The 18838-nt window shown below is 55.7% G+C and carries 18 protein-coding genes and 6 tRNA genes; 3 read left to right on the forward strand and 21 right to left on the reverse strand.

What is annotated here, in order from left to right:
* Nucleotides 1–336: 336 nt before the first annotated feature.
* The 12 genes from GYN01_RS03665 to GYN01_RS03720 all read right to left on the reverse strand — a co-directional run bounded on the left by GYN01_RS03665 (nucleotide 337) and on the right by GYN01_RS03720 (nucleotide 6424).
* Entirely contained in the window at nucleotides 337–1167 is an 831-nt protein-coding gene (locus GYN01_RS03665) for a quaternary amine ABC transporter ATP-binding protein (protein ID WP_048401227.1), read from the reverse strand.
* The gene (locus GYN01_RS03670; RefSeq protein WP_048400903.1) at nucleotides 1164–2015 is read right to left on the reverse strand and encodes an ABC transporter permease; all 852 of its coding nucleotides are present in this window, start codon (nucleotides 2013–2015) and stop codon (nucleotides 1164–1166) included. The genes GYN01_RS03665 and GYN01_RS03670 overlap by 4 nt, the downstream gene beginning before the upstream one ends.
* A 20-nt stretch (nucleotides 2016–2035) precedes the next feature.
* A complete protein-coding gene (locus GYN01_RS03675) occupies nucleotides 2036–3058 on the reverse strand; it encodes an ABC transporter substrate-binding protein (protein ID WP_048400906.1) in 1023 nt (340 codons plus the stop codon).
* The gene (locus tag GYN01_RS03680; RefSeq protein ID WP_048400909.1) at nucleotides 3055–3603 is read right to left on the reverse strand and encodes a sigma-70 family RNA polymerase sigma factor; all 549 of its coding nucleotides are present in this window, start codon (nucleotides 3601–3603) and stop codon (nucleotides 3055–3057) included. Before GYN01_RS03680 ends, GYN01_RS03675 begins: the two co-directional genes overlap by 4 nt.
* A 138-nt stretch (nucleotides 3604–3741) precedes the next feature.
* A complete protein-coding gene (locus GYN01_RS03685) occupies nucleotides 3742–4533 on the reverse strand; it encodes a phosphate/phosphite/phosphonate ABC transporter substrate-binding protein (RefSeq protein ID WP_048362914.1) in 792 nt (263 codons plus the stop codon).
* Between the two features lie 18 nt (nucleotides 4534–4551).
* Nucleotides 4552–5493 (reverse strand): fatty acid desaturase, encoded by a 942-nt coding sequence (locus GYN01_RS03690; RefSeq protein WP_048400911.1) that lies wholly within the window; start codon nucleotides 5491–5493, stop codon nucleotides 4552–4554.
* A gap of 190 nt (nucleotides 5494–5683) precedes the next feature.
* Nucleotides 5684–5759: transfer RNA gene (locus tag GYN01_RS03695), tRNA-Gly, on the reverse strand.
* Nucleotides 5760–5764: 5 nt separating this feature from the next.
* Nucleotides 5765–5840, reverse strand: a tRNA-Glu gene (locus GYN01_RS03700).
* A gap of 172 nt (nucleotides 5841–6012) precedes the next feature.
* Nucleotides 6013–6088, reverse strand: a tRNA-Gly gene (locus GYN01_RS03705).
* Nucleotides 6089–6093: 5 nt separating this feature from the next.
* A tRNA-Glu gene (locus GYN01_RS03710) sits at nucleotides 6094–6169 on the reverse strand.
* 101 nt (nucleotides 6170–6270) lie between these two features.
* Nucleotides 6271–6346 (reverse strand) — tRNA-Gly (locus GYN01_RS03715).
* A 2-nt stretch (nucleotides 6347–6348) separates the two neighbouring features.
* Nucleotides 6349–6424: transfer RNA gene (locus tag GYN01_RS03720), tRNA-Glu, on the reverse strand.
* Between the two features lie 352 nt (nucleotides 6425–6776).
* Here GYN01_RS03720 and GYN01_RS03725 point away from each other — a divergent pair.
* The gene (locus GYN01_RS03725; protein WP_173426991.1) at nucleotides 6777–7535 is read left to right on the forward strand and encodes a hypothetical protein; all 759 of its coding nucleotides are present in this window, start codon (nucleotides 6777–6779) and stop codon (nucleotides 7533–7535) included.
* A gap of 244 nt (nucleotides 7536–7779) precedes the next feature.
* On the opposite strand, the gene GYN01_RS03730 is transcribed toward GYN01_RS03725, so the two are convergent.
* Nucleotides 7780–8124 (reverse strand): YggL family protein, encoded by a 345-nt coding sequence (locus tag GYN01_RS03730; protein WP_048400913.1) that lies wholly within the window; start codon nucleotides 8122–8124, stop codon nucleotides 7780–7782.
* Between the two features lie 232 nt (nucleotides 8125–8356).
* Here GYN01_RS03730 and dacB point away from each other — a divergent pair, with 232 nt between their 5' ends.
* The gene (gene dacB / locus GYN01_RS03735) at nucleotides 8357–9823 is read left to right on the forward strand and encodes a D-alanyl-D-alanine carboxypeptidase/D-alanyl-D-alanine endopeptidase (RefSeq protein ID WP_048400915.1); all 1467 of its coding nucleotides are present in this window, start codon (nucleotides 8357–8359) and stop codon (nucleotides 9821–9823) included.
* 102 nt (nucleotides 9824–9925) lie between these two features.
* On the opposite strand, the gene rlmKL is transcribed toward dacB, so the two are convergent.
* Nucleotides 9926–12196, reverse strand: coding sequence for a bifunctional 23S rRNA (guanine(2069)-N(7))-methyltransferase RlmK/23S rRNA (guanine(2445)-N(2))-methyltransferase RlmL (gene rlmKL, locus GYN01_RS03740; protein ID WP_048400917.1), 2271 nt, complete (start codon nucleotides 12194–12196; stop codon nucleotides 9926–9928).
* Nucleotides 12197–12736: 540 nt separating this feature from the next.
* Here rlmKL and rmf point away from each other — a divergent pair.
* Nucleotides 12737–12952 (forward strand): ribosome modulation factor, encoded by a 216-nt coding sequence (rmf, locus tag GYN01_RS03745; RefSeq protein ID WP_082149364.1) that lies wholly within the window; start codon nucleotides 12737–12739, stop codon nucleotides 12950–12952.
* Nucleotides 12953–13066: 114 nt separating this feature from the next.
* Here the strand turns inward: rmf and GYN01_RS03750 are convergent, their stop codons facing one another.
* The 7 genes from GYN01_RS03750 to rraA form a co-directional block, all read right to left on the reverse strand.
* Nucleotides 13067–14092: a quinone-dependent dihydroorotate dehydrogenase gene (locus GYN01_RS03750; protein WP_048363038.1), complete on the reverse strand. Its 1026-nt coding sequence runs from the start codon at nucleotides 14090–14092 to the stop codon at nucleotides 13067–13069.
* Nucleotides 14093–14272: 180 nt separating this feature from the next.
* A complete protein-coding gene (locus tag GYN01_RS03755) occupies nucleotides 14273–15250 on the reverse strand; it encodes an OmpA family protein (RefSeq protein WP_048362908.1) in 978 nt (325 codons plus the stop codon).
* Nucleotides 15251–15356: 106 nt separating this feature from the next.
* Nucleotides 15357–15947: an RNA polymerase sigma factor SigX gene (sigX, locus tag GYN01_RS03760; RefSeq protein WP_029611289.1), complete on the reverse strand. Its 591-nt coding sequence runs from the start codon at nucleotides 15945–15947 to the stop codon at nucleotides 15357–15359.
* Nucleotides 15948–16037: 90 nt separating this feature from the next.
* Nucleotides 16038–16862 carry a mechanosensitive ion channel family protein gene (locus GYN01_RS03765; RefSeq protein ID WP_048362907.1) on the reverse strand — a complete coding sequence of 275 codons (825 nt, stop codon included), beginning with the start codon at nucleotides 16860–16862 and terminating at the stop codon, nucleotides 16038–16040.
* A 2-nt stretch (nucleotides 16863–16864) separates the two neighbouring features.
* Nucleotides 16865–17110: a hypothetical protein gene (locus GYN01_RS03770; protein WP_048362906.1), complete on the reverse strand. Its 246-nt coding sequence runs from the start codon at nucleotides 17108–17110 to the stop codon at nucleotides 16865–16867.
* Between the two features lie 63 nt (nucleotides 17111–17173).
* Nucleotides 17174–18169, reverse strand: a complete 996-nt coding sequence (locus tag GYN01_RS03775; protein ID WP_048362905.1) for a zinc transporter ZntB — start codon at nucleotides 18167–18169, stop codon at nucleotides 17174–17176.
* A gap of 24 nt (nucleotides 18170–18193) precedes the next feature.
* Nucleotides 18194–18685, reverse strand: a complete 492-nt coding sequence (gene rraA / locus GYN01_RS03780) for a ribonuclease E activity regulator RraA (RefSeq protein ID WP_048362904.1) — start codon at nucleotides 18683–18685, stop codon at nucleotides 18194–18196.
* Nucleotides 18686–18838: the final 153 nt, after the last annotated feature.

Consider the following 18838-nt stretch of genomic DNA (forward strand, 5'->3'; position numbering starts at 1 on the left):
GGGGCTGCCCCTGGCTCGTGATGGGTAACGGCTCAGCAATCCACAGCGGCGTACTGTCACCCACATTCAGGTTCGGATACTTGTCGAGCAACAGGCTGTTGAAGCACTGCATGGCTGCACCGCGAAAGGTAGGGCGAGGCGCAAAGTCCTGATGAACAAAGCTGCCCAACGGACTGTATCGGGCAATTAAATCGGGTGTTGAAGAGAGTTTTTTCATGGTCAATCCATCGCATTGAATCGCTAAAAGACAGTCCGGCTGACGGGGTAACCGTCAACGCCAACCGAGTAAGCGATTCAACGTGATGAAACACGGGGGGTGGTGGTAAGCAGATATTGCTAAATGCTGGACCGGTGGCGCTGCACAAAACGGTCAACATAGTCATCGGCAGGGGCCTGCAAAATTTCGTGCGGCGTGCCCACCTGAACCAATTGCCCATCTTTGAGAATGGCAATGCGATTGCCAATGCGCAGCGCTTCATCCAGGTCATGGGTGATAAACACAATGGTTTTTTGCAATGTGCGTTGCAGCTCAAGCAGTTGATCTTGCATCTCAGCGCGAATCAACGGATCGAGGGCGCTGAAGGCTTCATCCATCAGGATGATGTCGGTGTCGGTGGCCAATGCACGTGCCAGACCAACGCGCTGTCGCATTCCCCCCGACAACTGATGAACAAAGGCGTGCTCATAGCCTTGCAGGCCCACCACTGAGATCCAGTGCCGTGCGCGCTCATCGCATTGCGCCTGACGCTCCCCCCTGACCTTTAACCCATACGCGACGTTCTCCAGCACGTTGCGATGCGGCAACAGGCCGAAATTCTGGAACACCATACTGACGTTGTGCCGCCTGAATTGACGCAACGCAGGCATGTCGTAATCAAGGATGTTCTGACCGTCGACCAGGATCTGGCCGCTGGTGGGGTCGATTAAACGATTGAGGTGACGCACCAGCGTCGACTTGCCGGAACCGGACAAGCCCATGATGACGAACACTTCACCGGCACGGATCGACAGCGACAAGTCGTTGATCCCGATCACGCAACCCGTTTTGGCCAACACTTCTTCCTTACTCTTGCCTTCGCGGATCAGCGCCAGCACGTCTTTTTCGCGATTACCGAACACCTTGAACACGTTGCGCACTTCGATTTTATTGATCGTCACGTCTGTCATTCCTGAGGCCCATGCCGAGGTCGGCCATAGGCCTGGGTGATACGGTCAATGACTACTGCCAAAATCACAATCGCCAGCCCGGCCTCCAGGCCCTTGCCCACGTTGAGCGTCTGAATGCCGACCAACACGTCCTCGCCCAAACCCCGCGCACCAATCATCGATGCAATGACCACCATCGACAGTGCCATCATGGTGGTCTGGTTGATGCCCGCCATGATGCTCGGCATCGCCAACGGCAGTTGCACGCCGAACAGTTGCTGCCAAGGGGTGGCGCCAAACGCGTTGATCGCCTCCATCACTTCACGGTCGACCTGACGCAACCCCAGGTCGGTGAGGCGAATCAATGGCGGTACGGCATAGATCACCGTGGCAAAAATGGCCGGAACCTTGCCCAGGCCGAACAGCATCAACACCGGGATCAAATACACAAAGCTGGGCATGGTTTGCATGATGTCCAACAAGGGCATCATCACCGCTCGCAAGCGATTGTTGCGCGCCGCGAGAATACCCAGCGGAACCCCCAACACCACCGAAATGACCGTGGCCACCATCATCAGCGCCAGGGTTTGCATCAGCTTGTCCCACAGCCCGACGGCACCGACCAGAAACAGCAGGCCAACAATCACCACTGTGCTGAGGACTTTACGGGTGGCGTGCCAGGCAATCGCCCCCACGATGGCCAGCATCAGCCACCAGGGGGTGATGCGCAGCAGGTTTTCAAGGTTGATGATGGCCCACAGCAGCGTGTCGGAGATGTGCCTGAACACATCGCCGTAATGGCTGACCAGCGCGTCCACGCCGTCATTGACCCAGCCTGCGATGGAAAACGTCATGTTGTCTGGAAACATGCAGTGCTCGTGTCAGTGAGTTATTTGGAGTTCAGCGCTGCATTGACTTTTTGTGCCGCGTCAGGGGTTACCCAGGCATGCCAAATCTGCGGTTGCTCGCGTAAAAAAGTTTCAGCGGCCTTGCGTGGCTCCGTGCGTTTTTCGCTCATGTGGGCCAACGTTGTGTTGAGCAAATCAATCGGAAAGTCGACCTTTTCATAGAACGCGACCAATTGCGGGTACTCGGCTTTGAAAGGCGCTGAAACGCCAATCGCCAGTTTCGCCGGTAATGAGCGCGTGCCTTTGGGGTTAGGGTTGTTGACGTCAGCCAGGGTCTTCCAGGCCTCAGCATCAAAGGCCGGCTCTTCGAGCTTGATCAGTTTGTAGCGGCCAATCAGCGGGGTCGGTGACCAGTAGTAGAACAACACCGGTTTGCCACGGCGAATCGAGGAACTGACTTCGGCATCCAGCGCCGCGCCCGAGCCGGTGCGGAAATTCACGAAATCCTTGTCCAGGCCATACGCTTTGAGCTTTTGGCTGTTCACAATCTCAGACGTCCAGCCGGTGGGGCTGTTAAGGAAACGGCCACGGGTCGGGTCTTCCTGATCACGGAACACCTCTTTGTAGCGCGCCAGGTCGTTGACCGACTTCAAGTCCGGCGCCAGCGCCTTGATGCCTTTTTCGGCATCGCCCTTGATTACATACTCCGGCACCCACCAGCCTTCACTGGCGTTTTTGACAATATCGCCCACGCCAAACACTTTGCCCTCCGCTTGCGCCTTGAGCCACACCGGGCTGCGACCCGCCCACTCTTCGCCAATCACCTGAATGTCGTTTTTAGCCAGGGCCGCTTCAAGACTGACCGTGCTGCCGGGCAAAGTGTCTGTGGCGACGCCGTAGCCTTTCTCGGTGATAAAGCGCAGCACTTCGGTGATCAAACTGCCGCTTTCCCAAGTGATATCACCGAAATAAACAGGGGGCTTCTGGCTTTGCGCCAAGACAGGCTGTGTGATGAGTCCTAACGCCAGAAGCGAGCCACCGAGCCACTTTTTCAGATTGTTCATACAGATTCTCTTGTTTTGGAGGAGTGGTCTTGAAACGGTGCAATGCCTGTTTTGGAGCACCGGCGCAGCGCAAGGTTCATGTAATCGCTGACCGAACGCTGGGAAATCCCCAACTGCGCGGCTATTTCGGGGTAGGTCATGCCGTTCACCCGCGAGAGCACAAAGGTTGATTTGACCTTGTCGGGCAACCCTTCGAGCTGACGCTGCACCGTGCGCAAGGTTTGATGTAACTGCGCCATAGACTCAGGGCTAGGCACGTCCTGCGTATCGTGCAGGGGTAAGGTCATCAAATAGGCCCGCTCTACCGAACGACGGCGCCATAGTTGATACACCAGCCGCTGTGCGATGGTCGTCAATAACGCCCGCGGCTCACGAATACCCCCTGGGGTTGGCACGTTGAGCAACTGGACAAAGGTGTCGGCTGCAATGTCTTCAGCGTAGCTGTCTGAATGCAGATTGCGCCGCAAACGAGTGTGCAGCCAAACATAGTGAGCGCTGAAAAGATGACTCACGTCATCACGATGAGAAAGGTCGGCCCCGGACATACAGGCTCCAAAAATAAGATGAAAGCAACGTGTCCGGTGATCCGGTGCGGCGATCCTAGCAAACGCCTTTATTTCTTTTAAATATTAAAAAATGATTTAAACATTAACTTTTGATATATAAACGCGCGCAGTGGCGTGCTATTGCAGCACCTCAAAGCCTTGAAGCGTCGCCTCGCGCTGGTAATCGAGGACGCATTCATAGTCTGCCAGGCTGGCAGGTAGCACCTCACGCAGCCGCAGGCAGTCGCCCACCTGCGGTAACTGTTCAAGTGCCGCGTTCATGGCAGTGCGAATGCGCTGTACCTCCTGCGCGCTCGTGCCGATAGACGTGATAAACGGCAAGGTCGGGCTGGGGGCCGTGCGGGCAACGATTCGAATGCCCGCCACGTCTTGAGGCGCGTAGTGCGCAAGGTAGGCAAAGGTCACGCTGTCAATAGCGGCCAGATCTGCGCGCTGAGCCTGGACCCAACGCAGGCTGTGTTGATGCGCCCCGCTGATTGTCACCGACGAAAAAAAGCGCCCACCCTGCTGGAGGGGCGCCAGTTGATGACGAAACAGGTTCATGCCGCTATTGGAATGCTCGTCATTGATCACCGCTCGGCAGCCACGAAATTGAGCCAATGTGCGACGCGGATCCTGTTCGCGGCAGACAATCACACTGCAATGGCTGCCACCCGTACTGTGCGGCCATTCGTAGCGCGGACGACCAATCAATTGCACCTGATCGCGTAGTTGAGTCATCAACGGGTAGCCGCAGGTTTGTGTCAGCAGCAGCTCAGGCGCACGAAACAACGCGCTCAGCTCAAGCCCCTGCGCATCAGCGCGTATGTATCCCAACAAGTGCATGATGCGTGTCAGCCATTGCTCATTGGCGGCCTGCACCGGCTTCGGTGCTACATACATCGCGAGGGCGGCGTAACGACCCGACATAGGACACTCCTGGTGCAATTAATGGAAGGGATGCTGAGGGCTGTCGATGGCGCGCACGCTATTGTTGCGCAGGAACGTGCCATAGCCTTCAACCAAGAAGCCACCACTGCGCTCAATCCATTGCGCGCGCCGAGCCCGGTACACCGTGGGCAAGTAAAACCACGGTAAGCCCGGCATGTCGTGATGCACCAAATGCAAATTCAAGTGCAAAAACAGCCACGCCCAGGGCCAACCGGCCTCATTGAGCACCGTTCGCTGTTCGGGCCGTTCGGCAGGCCGATGCTCATAGTAAGAACGCAACGCGCCCACAGACAGTGCAGGAACCGTTACCAGGAACACGTATTGCCAGATCGAAAGCACGCTGTAGTGAGCAATAAAGGCACACATCAACCCTGTGCAAAAACCGTGCGTCAGCCACATGCACCACGCCTGTCGCTGACCTTGGCGCAACCGCGCAAACTCTTCCGTGGCCAGCCCGCATAAGGCCAGTGGCGGCCCGATCAATACCCGCCCCGCCACAGTCTTGTTCAGCCAGAGCAACCCACGCAGCAATTTGGGCGACTGAGGCCATTGGCGGTTGAGCAGGTAACGGCTTTCCGGGTCGATGCCGGGCAGGGTCAGATCATGGTCTCGGTGGTGCAGCAAGTGGCTGTCTCGGTACAAGGTGTACGGGTACCACACGGCAAAAGGTGCATACCCCAGCAGTTTGTTGAACCACAGCGCCCGCGTGGGATGCCCGTGCAACAGTTCGTGCTGCACCGACATCCACAACACGACCACCGGTATCAACAAAAGGAGTGTCCAAAAAGCCCCTATCAACGGGCTGATGAACAGCAGGCCAAACCACGCACCGGGAACAGCGATCAACAATAGCCAGGAGGGCCATTGCGTACGACCGGTAAAGCTGCGGGCCAAGGTGTGAATGTCTTGTTGCTGGGCAAGATCAAAGTAGTGCGCCATCCTGAAGCTCAATTAAGAAGTAGAAGAACCTTCTGTGGCGCGAGCGGTGAGTTTCTTGCAGATCGATTGGTTATTTGCTTAGAGCGGATTGACCGGGCGTGACCTTGCAAAATCGCAGGCACAAAAAAAGCAGCCATAAGGCTGCTTTTCTGGTGTTTTTTGAAACTGCGTAGCCCCAAAAAACAAAATTTGGAGCGGGAAACGAGACTCGAACTCGCGACCCCGACCTTGGCAAGGTCGTGCTCTACCAACTGAGCTATTCCCGCAATAATGGCGTCCCCTAGGGGACTCGAACCCCTGTTACCGCCGTGAAAGGGCGGTGTCCTAGGCCACTAGACGAAGGGGACGTTGCCCGAAATGTACACGTACATTTCAGTGCCAGGCACAGTAACCGAAGTTATCGCTCTGGCTTTTCACCAACTTCACTCGAAAGCAAAGCTGCTTGTGACACAAAAAAAATCAGCCTTGGCTGATCTTTTTATGCTTTCTCAACACTATTGAGCGTCAGAAAACAAAATTTGGAGCGGGAAACGAGACTCGAACTCGCGACCCCGACCTTGGCAAGGTCGTGCTCTACCAACTGAGCTATTCCCGCAATAATGGCGTCCCCTAGGGGACTCGAACCCCTGTTACCGCCGTGAAAGGGCGGTGTCCTAGGCCACTAGACGAAGGGGACGTTGCCCGAAATGCACACGTACATTTCAGTGCCAATCACATAACCGAAGCTAAGGATCTGGCTTTCACTCAACCCCGCCCGAGAGCGAAGCTGCTTAAAAATGGAGCGGGAAACGAGACTCGAACTCGCGACCCCGACCTTGGCAAGGTCGTGCTCTACCAACTGAGCTATTCCCGCAATGGCGTCCCCTAGGGGACTCGAACCCCTGTTACCGCCGTGAAAGGGCGGTGTCCTAGGCCACTAGACGAAGGGGACACGCTACAACTTCACTGGTTACTGCGTTTCGCTGTGTGCTTTACGCTGCAATTGGCGCGCATTCTAGGGATGGTTTGGGAAGTCGTCAACCCCAATATGAAAATATATTGAAATCAATGACTTCGCCCATCTTCACCTCATTTCATGCACCGTACGGCGCCGATGTCCTGACGCCTATATTCCGACATCCTACAAGGAGTTATAGTTGGCACCGTGCAATAGTGGCACTCTGTACTTCCGCTAGCAGTCCAACCTCTTTAATAGACGAGGGCAGCCAACCTCAAGACCGTTTGCACATTTAGAAAATAAAGCCCACCGACCATCCAAAGAGGTTTTTACGTTGACGCCATCCATGATCACCCTGCTTGTAGTAGCCGGGATCGTCCTATTGATCGCCATCGGTTACATGAACCATGTGGTGGAAAACAACAAATTGGAAAAGGCCCGCTTAAAGGTTGAGCTTACTGACCGTGTGCGTCGTTGCAGCGAAGTCAGCGAGACGTTCCCTGGCCAACTGATGTCGCCCGCACTCAAACACCTGCTGGCACGCCTGGAACTTAACGCCACACAACGCCTGTTGCACCTGCAAAAAAACAGCGCGCCTTTAAAGACCCGGATCGCCGAACTCAATGCATTGATCGGCCAGGGTGAATCGATCCCGGTCAACAACCCGCCCGGCCCTATCCTGACCGAAGCCAAAGCCAAAGATGTGCGCTTTTTGCTGGAAACCCTGCACGGGCAAATCACCCGCGCCGTTCAGGACGGCTTCCTGCCCACCAACGAAGCCAAGCGCTGGATCAAAGAAATTCGGCACTTGCTCGTGGTGCTGCACATCGAGTTTTTCAATAATCTGGGCCAGCTCGCTTTTCAGCAAAATCAGCCGGGCCAAGCGCGTCTTGCCTATGAGCGCGGCGCTCAATACCTGCGCAAACAACCAGAGCCTGCGATGTACAGCGCAGCACTCAAAGAAATGGAAGAGCAACTGGTGCGCGCCAACTCGCTGGTGCTGACCAACCTTGAACCGGCGAAAGATGAAGTCAACGAACTGACTGAAGGCTTGAAAACCGATGACGCGGATGCCGACTGGAAGAAGAAAGTGATTTACGACTGATTTCTAACCGCCCGCAAAAAGGACAAGCTCACCCCTTGTCCTTTTTTTTGCACGCTTTTTGGCCTGCGACTGCAACCGCAGTTGCATTGCCCCTTTGCAGAGGCTCTCAGGCGCCAGGCACGCAGGATCGCGCCATAAAAGCTGACCAACAATAACGAGGATTTAAGCGACGCCCGAACGGGCTAGAGGATCTTGCAGTAAAGCAGCAGAGAGGCAACCCCATGGGCCGCCTCCCTGCGTCACATCAGGCTACCGGATTGATTGGCTTTTCCGGGTACCAAACGTCGAGTAACGGGCTGACTTCAACGCTGGTCAGCTCAGTGCGAGCTTTCAACCAGGCTTCAACCGCAGCACGCTGCTCTTCGCTGACCGAGCCGCGCTTTTGCAGGCAAACCAGACCGTAGTCGTCGCCGCCAACATAGCCCAGACCGTTAGCTTCCATGGCTTCAGCCAAGAAGGCGCTGAGGAATGCGTCGATAGCTTCTTCCGACAGGTCTTCTTTGAAATCCAGGTTCAGCTCAAAACCCAGCTCCTGAAATTCATCAACGCACAGTTTTTTGCGCAGACGCTGGGAACGATTAGTAGCCATTGAACAATCCTCTTAAGTAATAACGGCGGCACTTTACCAGTTTCAGGCTGCACGTGCCCGGTTCCGTGTGGACGGCTCATCGTTTTGTGCATTTAATCAACAGATGGGTGTAACACGGTAATGCACAAGTCCAGCCACCTTGGGGCATAATGCCGTCACTTTTATGACCATTGAGGGAACTTATCATCATGCCCTCGTATTTTTTCCCCTCGCGTGCAGGGTTTTACTTCTTATGATCAAATCTTTACGTCCTCTGTTACTTGCCGGCTTTTTTCTGCCACTCGCCTTTGGGGCTCACGCCGCCCCGGTCAACACCACGCTTTCACCCAAGGTTCAACAAGCGCTCAAAACCAACAAGCTGCAAAACGACGCACTGTCGCTGGTGATGCTGCCCCTGAGCGGCCCCGGCGTACCCACCGTCTTCAATGCCGACGTGTCGATGAACCCGGCCTCCACCATGAAACTGGTCACCACCTACGCCGCCCTTGAAATGCTCGGCCCGACCCATCAGTGGAAAACCGAGTTCTACACCGACGGCACCCTGAACAATGGCATCCTGCAAGGCAACCTGTACCTCAAGGGTGGCGGCGATCCCAAGCTGAACATGGAAAAACTCTGGCTATTGATGCGCGACCTGCGGGCCAATGGCGTGCAGCAAGTGACCGGCGACCTGATTCTGGATCGCGGCTTCTTCGAACAACCTCACTTGCCGGTGTTTGACGACGACGGCAATGATAAAAACAAGCCGTTTCTGGTTAAGCCCGATGCCTTGATGGTCAATCTCAAGGCCCTGCGGTTTGTTGCCCGTAACGATGCGGGCAAGGTGTTGATTTCAGTCGAGCCGCCAATTGCCAGCATCCGCGTCGACAACCAGGTCAAAGCGGTCAATTCCAAGCAATGCGCAGGCGATGTGCGCTACAACCCGGTGCCGCAAGCCGACGGGTCGGTGGTGGTGACCGTCAACGGGCAACTGGGCGATGGCTGCAACTCGCAGACCTACCTGTCCCTGCTCGATCATGCGACCTACACCGCGGGTGCTGTGCGCGCGATCTGGAAAGAGCTGGGTGGCAGCATTTTGGGTCAGGATCGCCAGGGCTCAGTGCCCAAGGGCGCCAAAGTGCTGGCCCGCGCCTTCTCGCCTGATCTGGCCGAGATCATTCGCGACATCAACAAATACAGCAACAACACCATGGCTCAACAATTGTTCCTGAGCCTGGGCGCGCAGTTCCGCACCGACGCCGACGGCGATGATGCCAAGGCTGCGCAACGCGTCGTGCGTCAATGGCTGGCCAAAAAAGGCATTACGGCTCCGCACCTGGTCATGGAAAACGGCTCCGGCCTGTCCCGTGCAGAACGTGTGAGCGCGCGTGAAATGGCGCAGATGCTCCAGGCCGCCTGGAAAAGCCCCTACGCTGCCGAGTTCATCAGCTCCATGCCTATCGCCGGCAAAGACGGCACCATGCGCAAGCGTCTGAAGACCACCGCCATGAACGGTCAGGCCCACATCAAAACCGGCACCCTCAATACAGTGCGCGCCATCTCGGGCTTTAGCCGCGACAGCAATGGCAACACGTGGGCTGTGGTCGCGATTCTTAATGATCCGCGCCCTTGGGGCGCTTCTGCGGTACTCGACCAGATACTGCTCGACCTGTATCGCCAGCCGCAATTGCCTAACAACGCGATTTCAATCGCTCAGTAAGTCATTCACCGGCAACAAAAAACGCCCCGGCTCGTGAGAACCGGGGCGTTTTTGTGTGCACTGGAAAAACGTCGCCACCGGTGGCAGCGACGATACGGCAGTTTAGCGGGCCGTTATTTTCCACGCACGGTGGATTTTGCTGTTGCGGGCAAAGTCCGGATCGATGGTGCTGGCCGTGATTTCTTCAACCGCGTAACGCGCTTCCAGATGCTCATCGAGGATGAACTTGCGGAAGTTGTTCGAGAAGTACAACACGCCACCCGGTGCCAAACGCGCCATGGCCAAGTCCAGCAACTGTACGTGATCGCGCTGAACATCAAAGATGCCTTCCATGCGCTTGGAGTTGGAGAAGGTCGGCGGATCGATGAAGATCAGGTCGTACTCTTCGCGACAGGCATCCAGCCACACCATCACATCACCCTGCTCCAGACGGTTTTTGTCCGAAAAACCGTTGAGTGACAGGTTACGGCGGGCCCAGTCCAGATAGGTCTTGGACAAGTCAACGCTGGTGGTGCTGCGCGCTCCGCCTTTGGCGGCGTGAACACTGGCAGTGGCGGTGTAGCAATACAGGTTAAGGAAGCGCTTGCCAGCCGCCTCTTTCTGAATCCGCATGCGCATTGGGCGATGATCGAGGAACAGCCCCGTGTCCAGGTAGTCGGTAAGGTTGACCAGCAGTTTGACACCGCCTTCATTGACCTCGGTGAACTTGCCCTGCGCACTTTGTCGCTCGTACTGCTTGGTGCCGCTCTGGCGCTCACGGCGCTTGACGATGACGCGGCTTTTGTCGACGTTCAACGCCTGAGGAATCGCCGCCAACGCGTCAAACATACGGGCCGAGGCTTTTTCAGGGTCGATGGATTTTGGCGCCGCGTACTCCTGGACGTGAACCCAGTCGTGGTACAGGTCGATGGCCATCGAATATTCAGGCATGTCGGCATCGTAAACACGGTAGCAATCAATGCCTTCACGCTTGACCCACTTGCCCAGGGCCTTGAGGTTCTTTTGCAGGCGGTTGGCAAACATCTGCCCGCCTTCGCTCAAGCGTGGCTGCTCAATCACCACCGGTGCCGGTTTGATCGGGTTGCCGTTCTTGTTGAACTTCTCGTACTTGCCAGGCGCTTCGAGGTTGCCCGGCAGATCCGACTCAGCCTGCTCACGCTCGGCTTGACGCTGCTCAGGCGTGCGACGCTCACCCGTCACGAATTGGTCTGGCACCACTTTGATCAGCAGCAACTTGCACGGCAAGGCGCCGTTCCAGAACGAATACTGTTTGTGACTGCGAATACCCATCCGCTTGCCCAGATCCGGGGCACCCGTGAACACCGCTGCTTCCCAGTTCAAACAAGCCTGACGCAACCGCTCACCGAGGTTCTGGTAGAGGTAGAGCAAGCTCGCCTCATCACCCAGACGCTCGCCGTACGGCGGGTTGCAAATGACCAGACCCTTTTGATTTTGGTCCGGGCGCGGCTCAAACGTTGCCACTTCACCCTGATAGATTTTGATCCAGTGGCTCAGGCCTGCACGCTCGATGTTGTTGCGCGCCGGTTGGATCAGGCGCGGGTCAGCTTCATAACCGCGAATCCACAGCGGCGGCTTGGCCATACCGGCTTCAGCGCGCTCAGTGGCTTCTTCATGCAGCTTTTTCCAGATAGCCGGCACGTGACCAAGCCAGGCGTCAAAGCCCCAGTGGATGCGATTGAGGTTTGGCGCCATGTCGGCCGCGATCATCGCGCCCTCAACCAGGAACGTACCCACACCGCACATCGGGTCAGCCAAGGCCGCGCCTTCGGCAGCCATACGCGGCCAACCTGCGCGAATCAGGATCGCTGCCGCGAGGTTTTCTTTCAGTGGCGCAGCACCCTGCTGCAAACGGTAGCCGCGCTGGTGCAAGCTGCTGCCCGACAGGTCCAGCGACAGGATGGCTTCACCGCGATCCAGACGCAGGTGGATGCGCAAATCAGGGCTGATTTTATCAATCGAAGGACGCTCACCCGACGGCGTGCGCAGCTTGTCAACGATGGCATCCTTGACCTTCAGCGCGCCGAAGTGAGTGTTGTCGATACCTGAACCGTGGCCACTGAATTCCACGGCCAGCGTGCCATCCGGCACCATATGGTCTTGCCAGTCCACATCCAGTACCCCGTGGTACAGGTCTTCAGCGTCCTTCATCGGGAAGCGCTTGAGTACCAGCAACACGCGGTTGGCCAGACGCGACCAGAGGCACAGACGGTAGGCAGTTTCCATATTTGCCGTGCCACGAATGGCCGAAGTGTGCTCGCGAGCTTCCTCAAGGCCAAGGCCAGTGGCCTCCTCAAGAAGCAGACCTTCGAGGCCTTTGGGGCAGGTAAGGAAGAGTTCGTAACGATCCGACATGGGATTCCTGAGCTTTTAGCTATGTGTGAAGAGGCAACGCATTGCCTACTCCGTTTTCAATCAAGCGCTTTTCTTGAAGAGCGCTCGCGTGGCACGAAACTGTGCCGTCCCGCCAAGGCGCCACTCATGCCCGCAGGCACACAGAGTTTAGACGCAGAGGCAGATCATTTATCTTGAAACAAAGGGACATATTCAGACCCTTCGTCGAATAGTACCCGAGCAAAAAGGACGGTCATTCACAGCCGAGAATGAAACTCATCATCTTTGCAAACACTGGTCATATCAGGCTTTGGTCGCATCCGGGGACTCAAAACCGGTGTTTCTTATGGCCTTAACACCACTATCGTTACGTCCTTATGACAAAACGATCATTCACACACCCAAGCACATTGGTTAGAACTGGACTCAGGTTGTCACCGCGCAGGTGATAACAAAAATGCTCGCCACGCCGGCAGCGAGCAACCAACGGCAGAAGCATTCTGCCCCGACCTGAGTCAGGTCGACGCGATATAAACAGTCAACAAGTGAGGGCAACACCCTATGAGAAGACTTAAGCGTGATCCGTTGGAAAGAGCTTTTTTACGCGGATACCAATACGGCGTTAGCGGGAAATCCCGTGAGCTTTGCCCTTTTACTCTACCGTCGGTACGCCAGTCCTGGATTAACGGCTGGCGCGAAGGACGCGGCGACAACTGGGACGGTATGACAGGCACTGCGGGCATCCACAGACTCAACGAACTTCACGCGGTCGGCTAACTCTGGGCACATTCCGACACCACCATGAATAGGCAATGATTTAACCTTGCCGTCTCATCCAGGCGGCGGGCTGCGGCCCAAGGGCTCCTTCGAGGAGCCCTTTTTATTGCGCGCTTATTGGCGCGCAATGGCAGAGATGGCGTCGACGGACTCACGAATCAAGGCAGGGCCTTTGTAAATGAATCCCGAGTAGATCTGCACCAGACTGGCACCTGCGGCGATTTTCTCAGCCGCATGCTTGCCTTCGGTGATACCGCCCGCCGCGATGATGGGCATGCGCCCGGCCAACTCGCCTGCCAGCACCTTAACGGTGTGCGTACTTTTTTCACGCACCGGCGCACCCGACAAGCCGCCTGCCTCATCACCATGTTCCATGCCTTCAACACCTGCGCGGCTAAGAGTGGTGTTGGTTGCAATGACCGCATCCATCCCGGTCTCCAGCAGCGCCTGGGCGACGAGTACGGTTTCTTCGTCGGTCATGTCAGGGGCGATCTTGATCGCCAACGGGACACGCTTGCCGTGACGCTCAGTCAGCTCGTTCTGACGCAGCTGTAGGGCCTCAAGAAGCTGCTTGAGCGAATCGCCGAATTGAAGGCTACGAAGCCCCGGAGTATTCGGCGAACTGACGTTAACGGTCACATAGCTGGCGTGGGCATAGACCTTATCGAGACAGATCAAGTAATCGTCGACGGCCCGCTCAACTGGAGTGTCGAAGTTTTTACCGATGTTGATCCCAAGGATGCCGCTGTACTTGGCCGCCTCAACCCGCGCCAACAAGTGATCGACCCCCAGGTTGTTAAAGCCCATGCGATTGATGATCGCTTGCGCTTCAGGCAAACGGAAAATACGCGGTTTGGGATTGCCCGGCTGTGGCCGCGGTGTGACCGTGCCGATTTCGACAAAACCAAAACCCAACTGCGCGAACCCGTCGATGGCCGCCCCATTTTTATCCAAACCTGCGGCCAGACCGACCGGGTTCGGGAAGTCGAGGCCCATCACCGTCACAGGCAGCTTGGCGGGCGCCTTGCACAGCAAACCGTTGAGCCCCAGACGGCCACCCGCACCGATCAAGTCCAGAGACAGGTCATGCGAGGTTTCAGGGGAGAGTTTGAAGAGCAACTGGCGGGCCAGGTTATACATGGGCTCGATGGTCTCGAAAGGCAACTGAAAGAGCCGGCGATTATAGCCGGGCATCGCCTTGGCAAGCGAGAGGCAGTCGCGGGCAATGAGGTATACGGGTCAAAAATGCACCATTCACCAAATCGCAGGCAAAGAAAAGCCCGGCCTAAGCCGGGCTTTTCTGTACAGGCTAGCTAAAAATTACTTAGCTTCAGCTTGAACGGTTGCTTCTACGCGACGGTTCAGAGCACGGCCTTCTTCAGTTGCGTTGGAAGCAACTGGGTTAGCTTCGCCGTGGCCAACAGCGGCTACACGGTTAGACTCAACACCTTGGTTAACCAGAGCTGAACGAACAGCGTCAGCACGACGCTGGGACAGTTTTTGGTTGTAAGCGTCTGGACCTACGCTGTCAGTGTAACCAGCAACAGTGGTAGTGGTCGCAGGGTACTGCTTCATGAAATCAGCAACGTTGTTGATGTCAGGCATGTACTGCGACTTAACAACCGACTTGTCGAAGTCGAATTTCACGTCAAGTTCAACGCGAACAACTTCAGCGATTGGAGCTTCTGGTTCTGGCTCAGCGATTGGTGCTGGAGCTGGAACTGGAGCAGGAGCTACTTTGCCGCCGCTGCCGCCGAAGTTCATACCCAGACCAACGGTAGGCGCGTAGTCCCACTTGCCGTTGTCCAGTTTGTAGTCAGCTTCAACGCCTGCACGGGCAAACAGGTTGTCAGTGATGTACCACTTAACACCAGCGCCTGCAGTCAGGAAAGTCGACTGGTCACGACCGCTGTGGCCATCGTCTTTCACGTTGGTCATGCTCTTGTGAGCAACACCACCGGAAACGTATGGACGCAGAGCGTCACCAACGGTGCCGAAGTGGTACTGAGCGTTCAGACCAAAGTTGTCGCCTTTGATTTTCTGGTTGCCAGTGCCGTCATTCGAACGGGTGTGGTTAGTCTTGTCGTAGGTCAGGTTCAACGAAACGTCGTCGGTCAGGAAGTAACCGATCGATGCGCCTGGGTTGTAACCGTCTTCTACGTGCTTGACGCTGTCGTTGTACTGTTTTTTGTAGAACAGTTCACCCTCGACCGCGCCTTGGCCTTGTGCCAGGGCACCGAACGAAGTTGCGGCTACAAAGGAACCAATGGCAATGCCCAAGGTGTTTTTCAGTTTCATCCGTTAAATCCCCATCTGGTGATTGTAAAGCAGTCCCACATACCGGGGGACAACTCGGCGGCAAGTCTATCAGAACTTACCTACACGTAGAGCTATTTGCGCTGAACTAAGTTTCAGCAATGCCTGCAAATTTCTCACGCAATTTATCAAGAGCACGCTTGTAGCGCATTTTCGTCGCACTCAAACCCATATGCATTATGTCTGCGATTTCCTGAAATTCCAGTTCTGCGACAAAACGCAGCACAAGAATCTCCCGGTCAATCGGATTCACATGCACCAGCCAGCGATCAAGTCCGCCCTTTTCCTCAGGTTTCGGCGCCTTCTCTTCAGACGCTTCCTCGAGGGGGTCAATACTTAATGCGTCCATCAAGCGACGCTTTCGCCGTTCCTTCCGATACTGCGTAATGCATTCGTTGTAAGTGATGCTATATAGCCATGTCTTGAATTTCGATTTGCCCTCGAAATTCTTCAAGCCATACAAGACCTTAAGCATTACCTCCTGACAGACATCGTCAGCATCACGATCGTTCCCTAAATACCTTGAACAAACGTTGAACAAAGTGCGTTGGTAACGCCGCATTAACTCTTCATAGGCGCGCGTAACGTGAAACAACTCATCATGCGAGCGCGCCACCAACTCCTCATCAGAGAGTTCGCGGGGGTCGTAGCGCATGGACAGCGATTGGGCTTTATTCAAAACGAGTCGTGCCGACAGTCAGGTCAATGTCCGCCACAGCCCGGAACACGGGCTTTTTTGCGGCGGCATACATTAGCAGGGTTTGCCGCATCAGCGGCTAGTCACGTGCTGCTCCAGCAAGATCCGATTGGAGATGGAGACTAGCTCACCCTCCTCGGTCAGCAACGTGGTCTTAACCGTGCCGATCTCTTCGATCTGACCCTCTACCTCACCCACACGTACATCTTGCCCAACCTGATACAGCTCACGCACGTAGATCCCAGCCAGAATCTGCCCGGCAATTTCGCGACTTCCCAAACCCATTGCCAAGGCAACAGCCAGACCAACGGTAATCAAAACGATGACGATCACATGGTTCAGCAGGTCAGTTTTCACTTCCAGCTGGCTGATTGCCACGGAGATGCTGATGATTATGACCAGACCCTGGGCCACTCGACCCAGACCGCCCGCATAATCAAACCCCACGCTCTCGGCAGCGCCACGCACCAGGCCATTGAGCAACTGCGCAAGCAGAACGCCTACCAGCAATACCAGCAGGGCACCAAATACTTTGGGCAGGTACAGCGTAAAGATGTCCAGCGTAGCTGAAACGCGCTCCAGGCCCAGGGACTGAGCGGCCGAAACCAGGAAAATCAGCAGAATGAACCAATAGACAATTTTGCCGATCAGGGTCGAAATCGGCACTTGAATGCCTGCACGGCCCAGTATTTTGGTCAGCCCCGTCCCCCCCATCAACCGATCAAGGCCCAACTTGGCCAGCAACTTCGACAGCAGGGTATCAAGCAGTTTTGCAACCACGAAGCCCAGCAGCACCACCACCAACGCCCCGAACAAATTGGGGATGAAGTTGGCAATTTTGGTCCAAAGAGCGGTCATTGCGGTGACTAGGCTCTGGGTCCAGAGATCAAGTTCCATGTTCAATCAGCCTTATCAGCAGGGCGAGCAACAGGTTTGCGTCGCGAAACGGGCGCAATATGAGCCGAACCGCTATTCAAAGCAATCATCAGTGCTTGAACCCAACGCCCCAGCAGGCTGAAAAGGTCGCCCGCGCCCACCTGACGGTTCGCGGTTTTCAGCACTCGGCCCAGGCAGGCATCGTCGTCACGGGCAGACGGCTCGGCCTTGAGCATTTCACGTAAGGACTGTTCAAACGGATCGTGCATAAGCACCTCTCGGTATGTCAGTGAAAGACGCGGGCAAAATGAAAGAGGTCACATGTCCTACACTCAAAGCCACTGCAAACGACGATAAAACCACCATTGCCCTACACCAATCACGAGCATCACACCGCAGGTGACCGCAAAGCCGTAGGGGTCATTGGAGAACGGAACACCGCCCACGTTAATCCCCAATAAACCGGTAATAAACGTGATGGGCAGAAAGATCCCGGTCAGCACGCCGAAGCGGTACATGATGCGGCTCATGCGCACATTCAAACGCCGATCCTCAGCCTCCAACACCAGCCCCACACGCTCGCGGGTCAGCTCGAGCTCTTCCAGATAGCGGGTCAGGCTGTTGTTCAATTCGTTCCAGTAATCTGCATCGTCGGCCGTGAACCACGGCAATTTAGTACGCGTCAGTTGCCCAAAAATATCGCGTTGCGGGGCCAGAAAACGACGCAGCCCGGCAGCCCGGCGACGAATCTGCAAAATAGAACCATGCTCGGGCGTATACCGTTCGTCGGCATCTATCTTATCTTCTTCGTCATCGACGATTTCGGACAGCTCACCGATCAAATCCTGGACCTTTAACGTCAGGTGTTGAGCCAAATAAAGGATCAATTCGGCTGGATTTTTTGGACCTTCCCCCTGCTCAAACTCGCCCAACAATTCATCCGTGGCCCGCAACGGACGCATACGCAGCGAGATAACCCGTTGCGCACTGCCAAAAATGCGTAGCGAGACCATGTCTTCCGGTTCTGCACCAGGATTGAGGTTGACCCCGCGCAAGAACAGCAATAACTCGTTATTGGGCAGCCCCAACAGCCGCGGACGGGTATTTTCCTCCAACAACAAGTCACAACTGAACTCGCTCAAACCACTGGCGTTGCGTAACCAGCTTTGTGTTTGAGGATGACTGCGATCCCAGTGCAACCAAAGGCTTTCATGGCTCTTTAACTCAAGGTCATTGAGTTCGGTACGGGCAATCGCACGGGCACCGCCTTCTCCATCGAGCACCAGTGCATGCACCAGCCCCCACTGAGCGTTGTCTTCCTCAAACATCCGTGATCCTTAGCAGTTGGGCGATTATTCCGGCATTTTCAAAGCAGAAGGCGAAATGATCACACCATTATTGTCGGCATAGATAAATTCGCCCGGACGGAATGTGACGCCTGCAAAGGTGACTGCCACATTGAGATCGCCCACGCCGCGCTTGTCGGTTTTCATCGGGTGACTGGCCAGCGCCTGCACACCCAGATCGGTTTGAGCGATGACATCCACATCCCGAATACAGCCGTAAATGACCAACCCTTCCCAGCCATTCTTAGCCGCCTTCTCGGCGATCATGTCCCCCAGCAAGGCCCGGCGCAGCGAACCCCCTCCGTCCACCACCAGCACTTTGCCCTTGCCATCCAGCTCTGCCTGCTCTTTAACCAACGAGTTGTCTTCAAAACATTTGATGGTGACGATTTCGCCACCAAATGAATCGCGCCCGCCAAAGTTGCTGAACATCGGTTCCAGCACCTGAATCAGCTCAGGGTAGGCATCGCACAAATCGGGAGTGATGTAGTGGTTCATGGAAACTCCTGTGGAGAGGGCGTGGCAGTCAGAGTTAAAGGACTCTACTGTTTATAGACGTTGGCACACGGGCAAGCTTTAAATGTCACGACCAGCCATACCCTGACACTGCGACACCACCAAGATCACAGAATATGACCAAGGCCGCAAATC

It is taken from the genome of Pseudomonas weihenstephanensis (assembly GCF_016812185.1).
In the GTDB taxonomy this organism is placed as follows: Bacteria; Pseudomonadota; Gammaproteobacteria; order Pseudomonadales; family Pseudomonadaceae; genus Aquipseudomonas; species Aquipseudomonas weihenstephanensis.

Coding starts and splice junctions, on each gene's coding strand:
- GYN01_RS03680 (WP_048400909.1), bottom strand. CDS start 3,603: ATGTCCGGGGCCGACCTTTCTCATCGTGATGACGTGAGTCATCTTTTC.
- GYN01_RS03770 (WP_048362906.1), bottom strand. CDS start 17,110: ATGCACGATCCGTTTGAACAGTCCTTACGTGAAATGCTCAAGGCCGAG.
- GYN01_RS03775 (WP_048362905.1), bottom strand. CDS start 18,169: ATGTTTGAGGAAGACAACGCTCAGTGGGGGCTGGTGCATGCACTGGTG.
- dacB (WP_048400915.1), top strand. CDS start 8,357: ATGATCAAATCTTTACGTCCTCTGTTACTTGCCGGCTTTTTTCTGCCA.
- GYN01_RS03670 (WP_048400903.1), bottom strand. CDS start 2,015: ATGTTTCCAGACAACATGACGTTTTCCATCGCAGGCTGGGTCAATGAC.
- GYN01_RS03750 (WP_048363038.1), bottom strand. CDS start 14,092: ATGTATAACCTGGCCCGCCAGTTGCTCTTCAAACTCTCCCCTGAAACC.
- rraA (WP_048362904.1), bottom strand. CDS start 18,685: ATGAACCACTACATCACTCCCGATTTGTGCGATGCCTACCCTGAGCTG.
- GYN01_RS03675 (WP_048400906.1), bottom strand. CDS start 3,058: ATGAACAATCTGAAAAAGTGGCTCGGTGGCTCGCTTCTGGCGTTAGGA.
- rmf (WP_082149364.1), top strand. CDS start 12,737: ATGAGAAGACTTAAGCGTGATCCGTTGGAAAGAGCTTTTTTACGCGGA.
- GYN01_RS03730 (WP_048400913.1), bottom strand. CDS start 8,124: ATGGCTACTAATCGTTCCCAGCGTCTGCGCAAAAAACTGTGCGTTGAT.
- rlmKL (WP_048400917.1), bottom strand. CDS start 12,196: ATGTCGGATCGTTACGAACTCTTCCTTACCTGCCCCAAAGGCCTCGAA.
- GYN01_RS03765 (WP_048362907.1), bottom strand. CDS start 16,862: ATGGAACTTGATCTCTGGACCCAGAGCCTAGTCACCGCAATGACCGCT.
- GYN01_RS03690 (WP_048400911.1), bottom strand. CDS start 5,493: ATGGCGCACTACTTTGATCTTGCCCAGCAACAAGACATTCACACCTTG.
- GYN01_RS03685 (WP_048362914.1), bottom strand. CDS start 4,533: ATGTCGGGTCGTTACGCCGCCCTCGCGATGTATGTAGCACCGAAGCCG.
- GYN01_RS03665 (WP_048401227.1), bottom strand. CDS start 1,167: ATGACAGACGTGACGATCAATAAAATCGAAGTGCGCAACGTGTTCAAG.
- GYN01_RS03725 (WP_173426991.1), top strand. CDS start 6,777: ATGATCACCCTGCTTGTAGTAGCCGGGATCGTCCTATTGATCGCCATC.
- GYN01_RS03755 (WP_048362908.1), bottom strand. CDS start 15,250: ATGAAACTGAAAAACACCTTGGGCATTGCCATTGGTTCCTTTGTAGCC.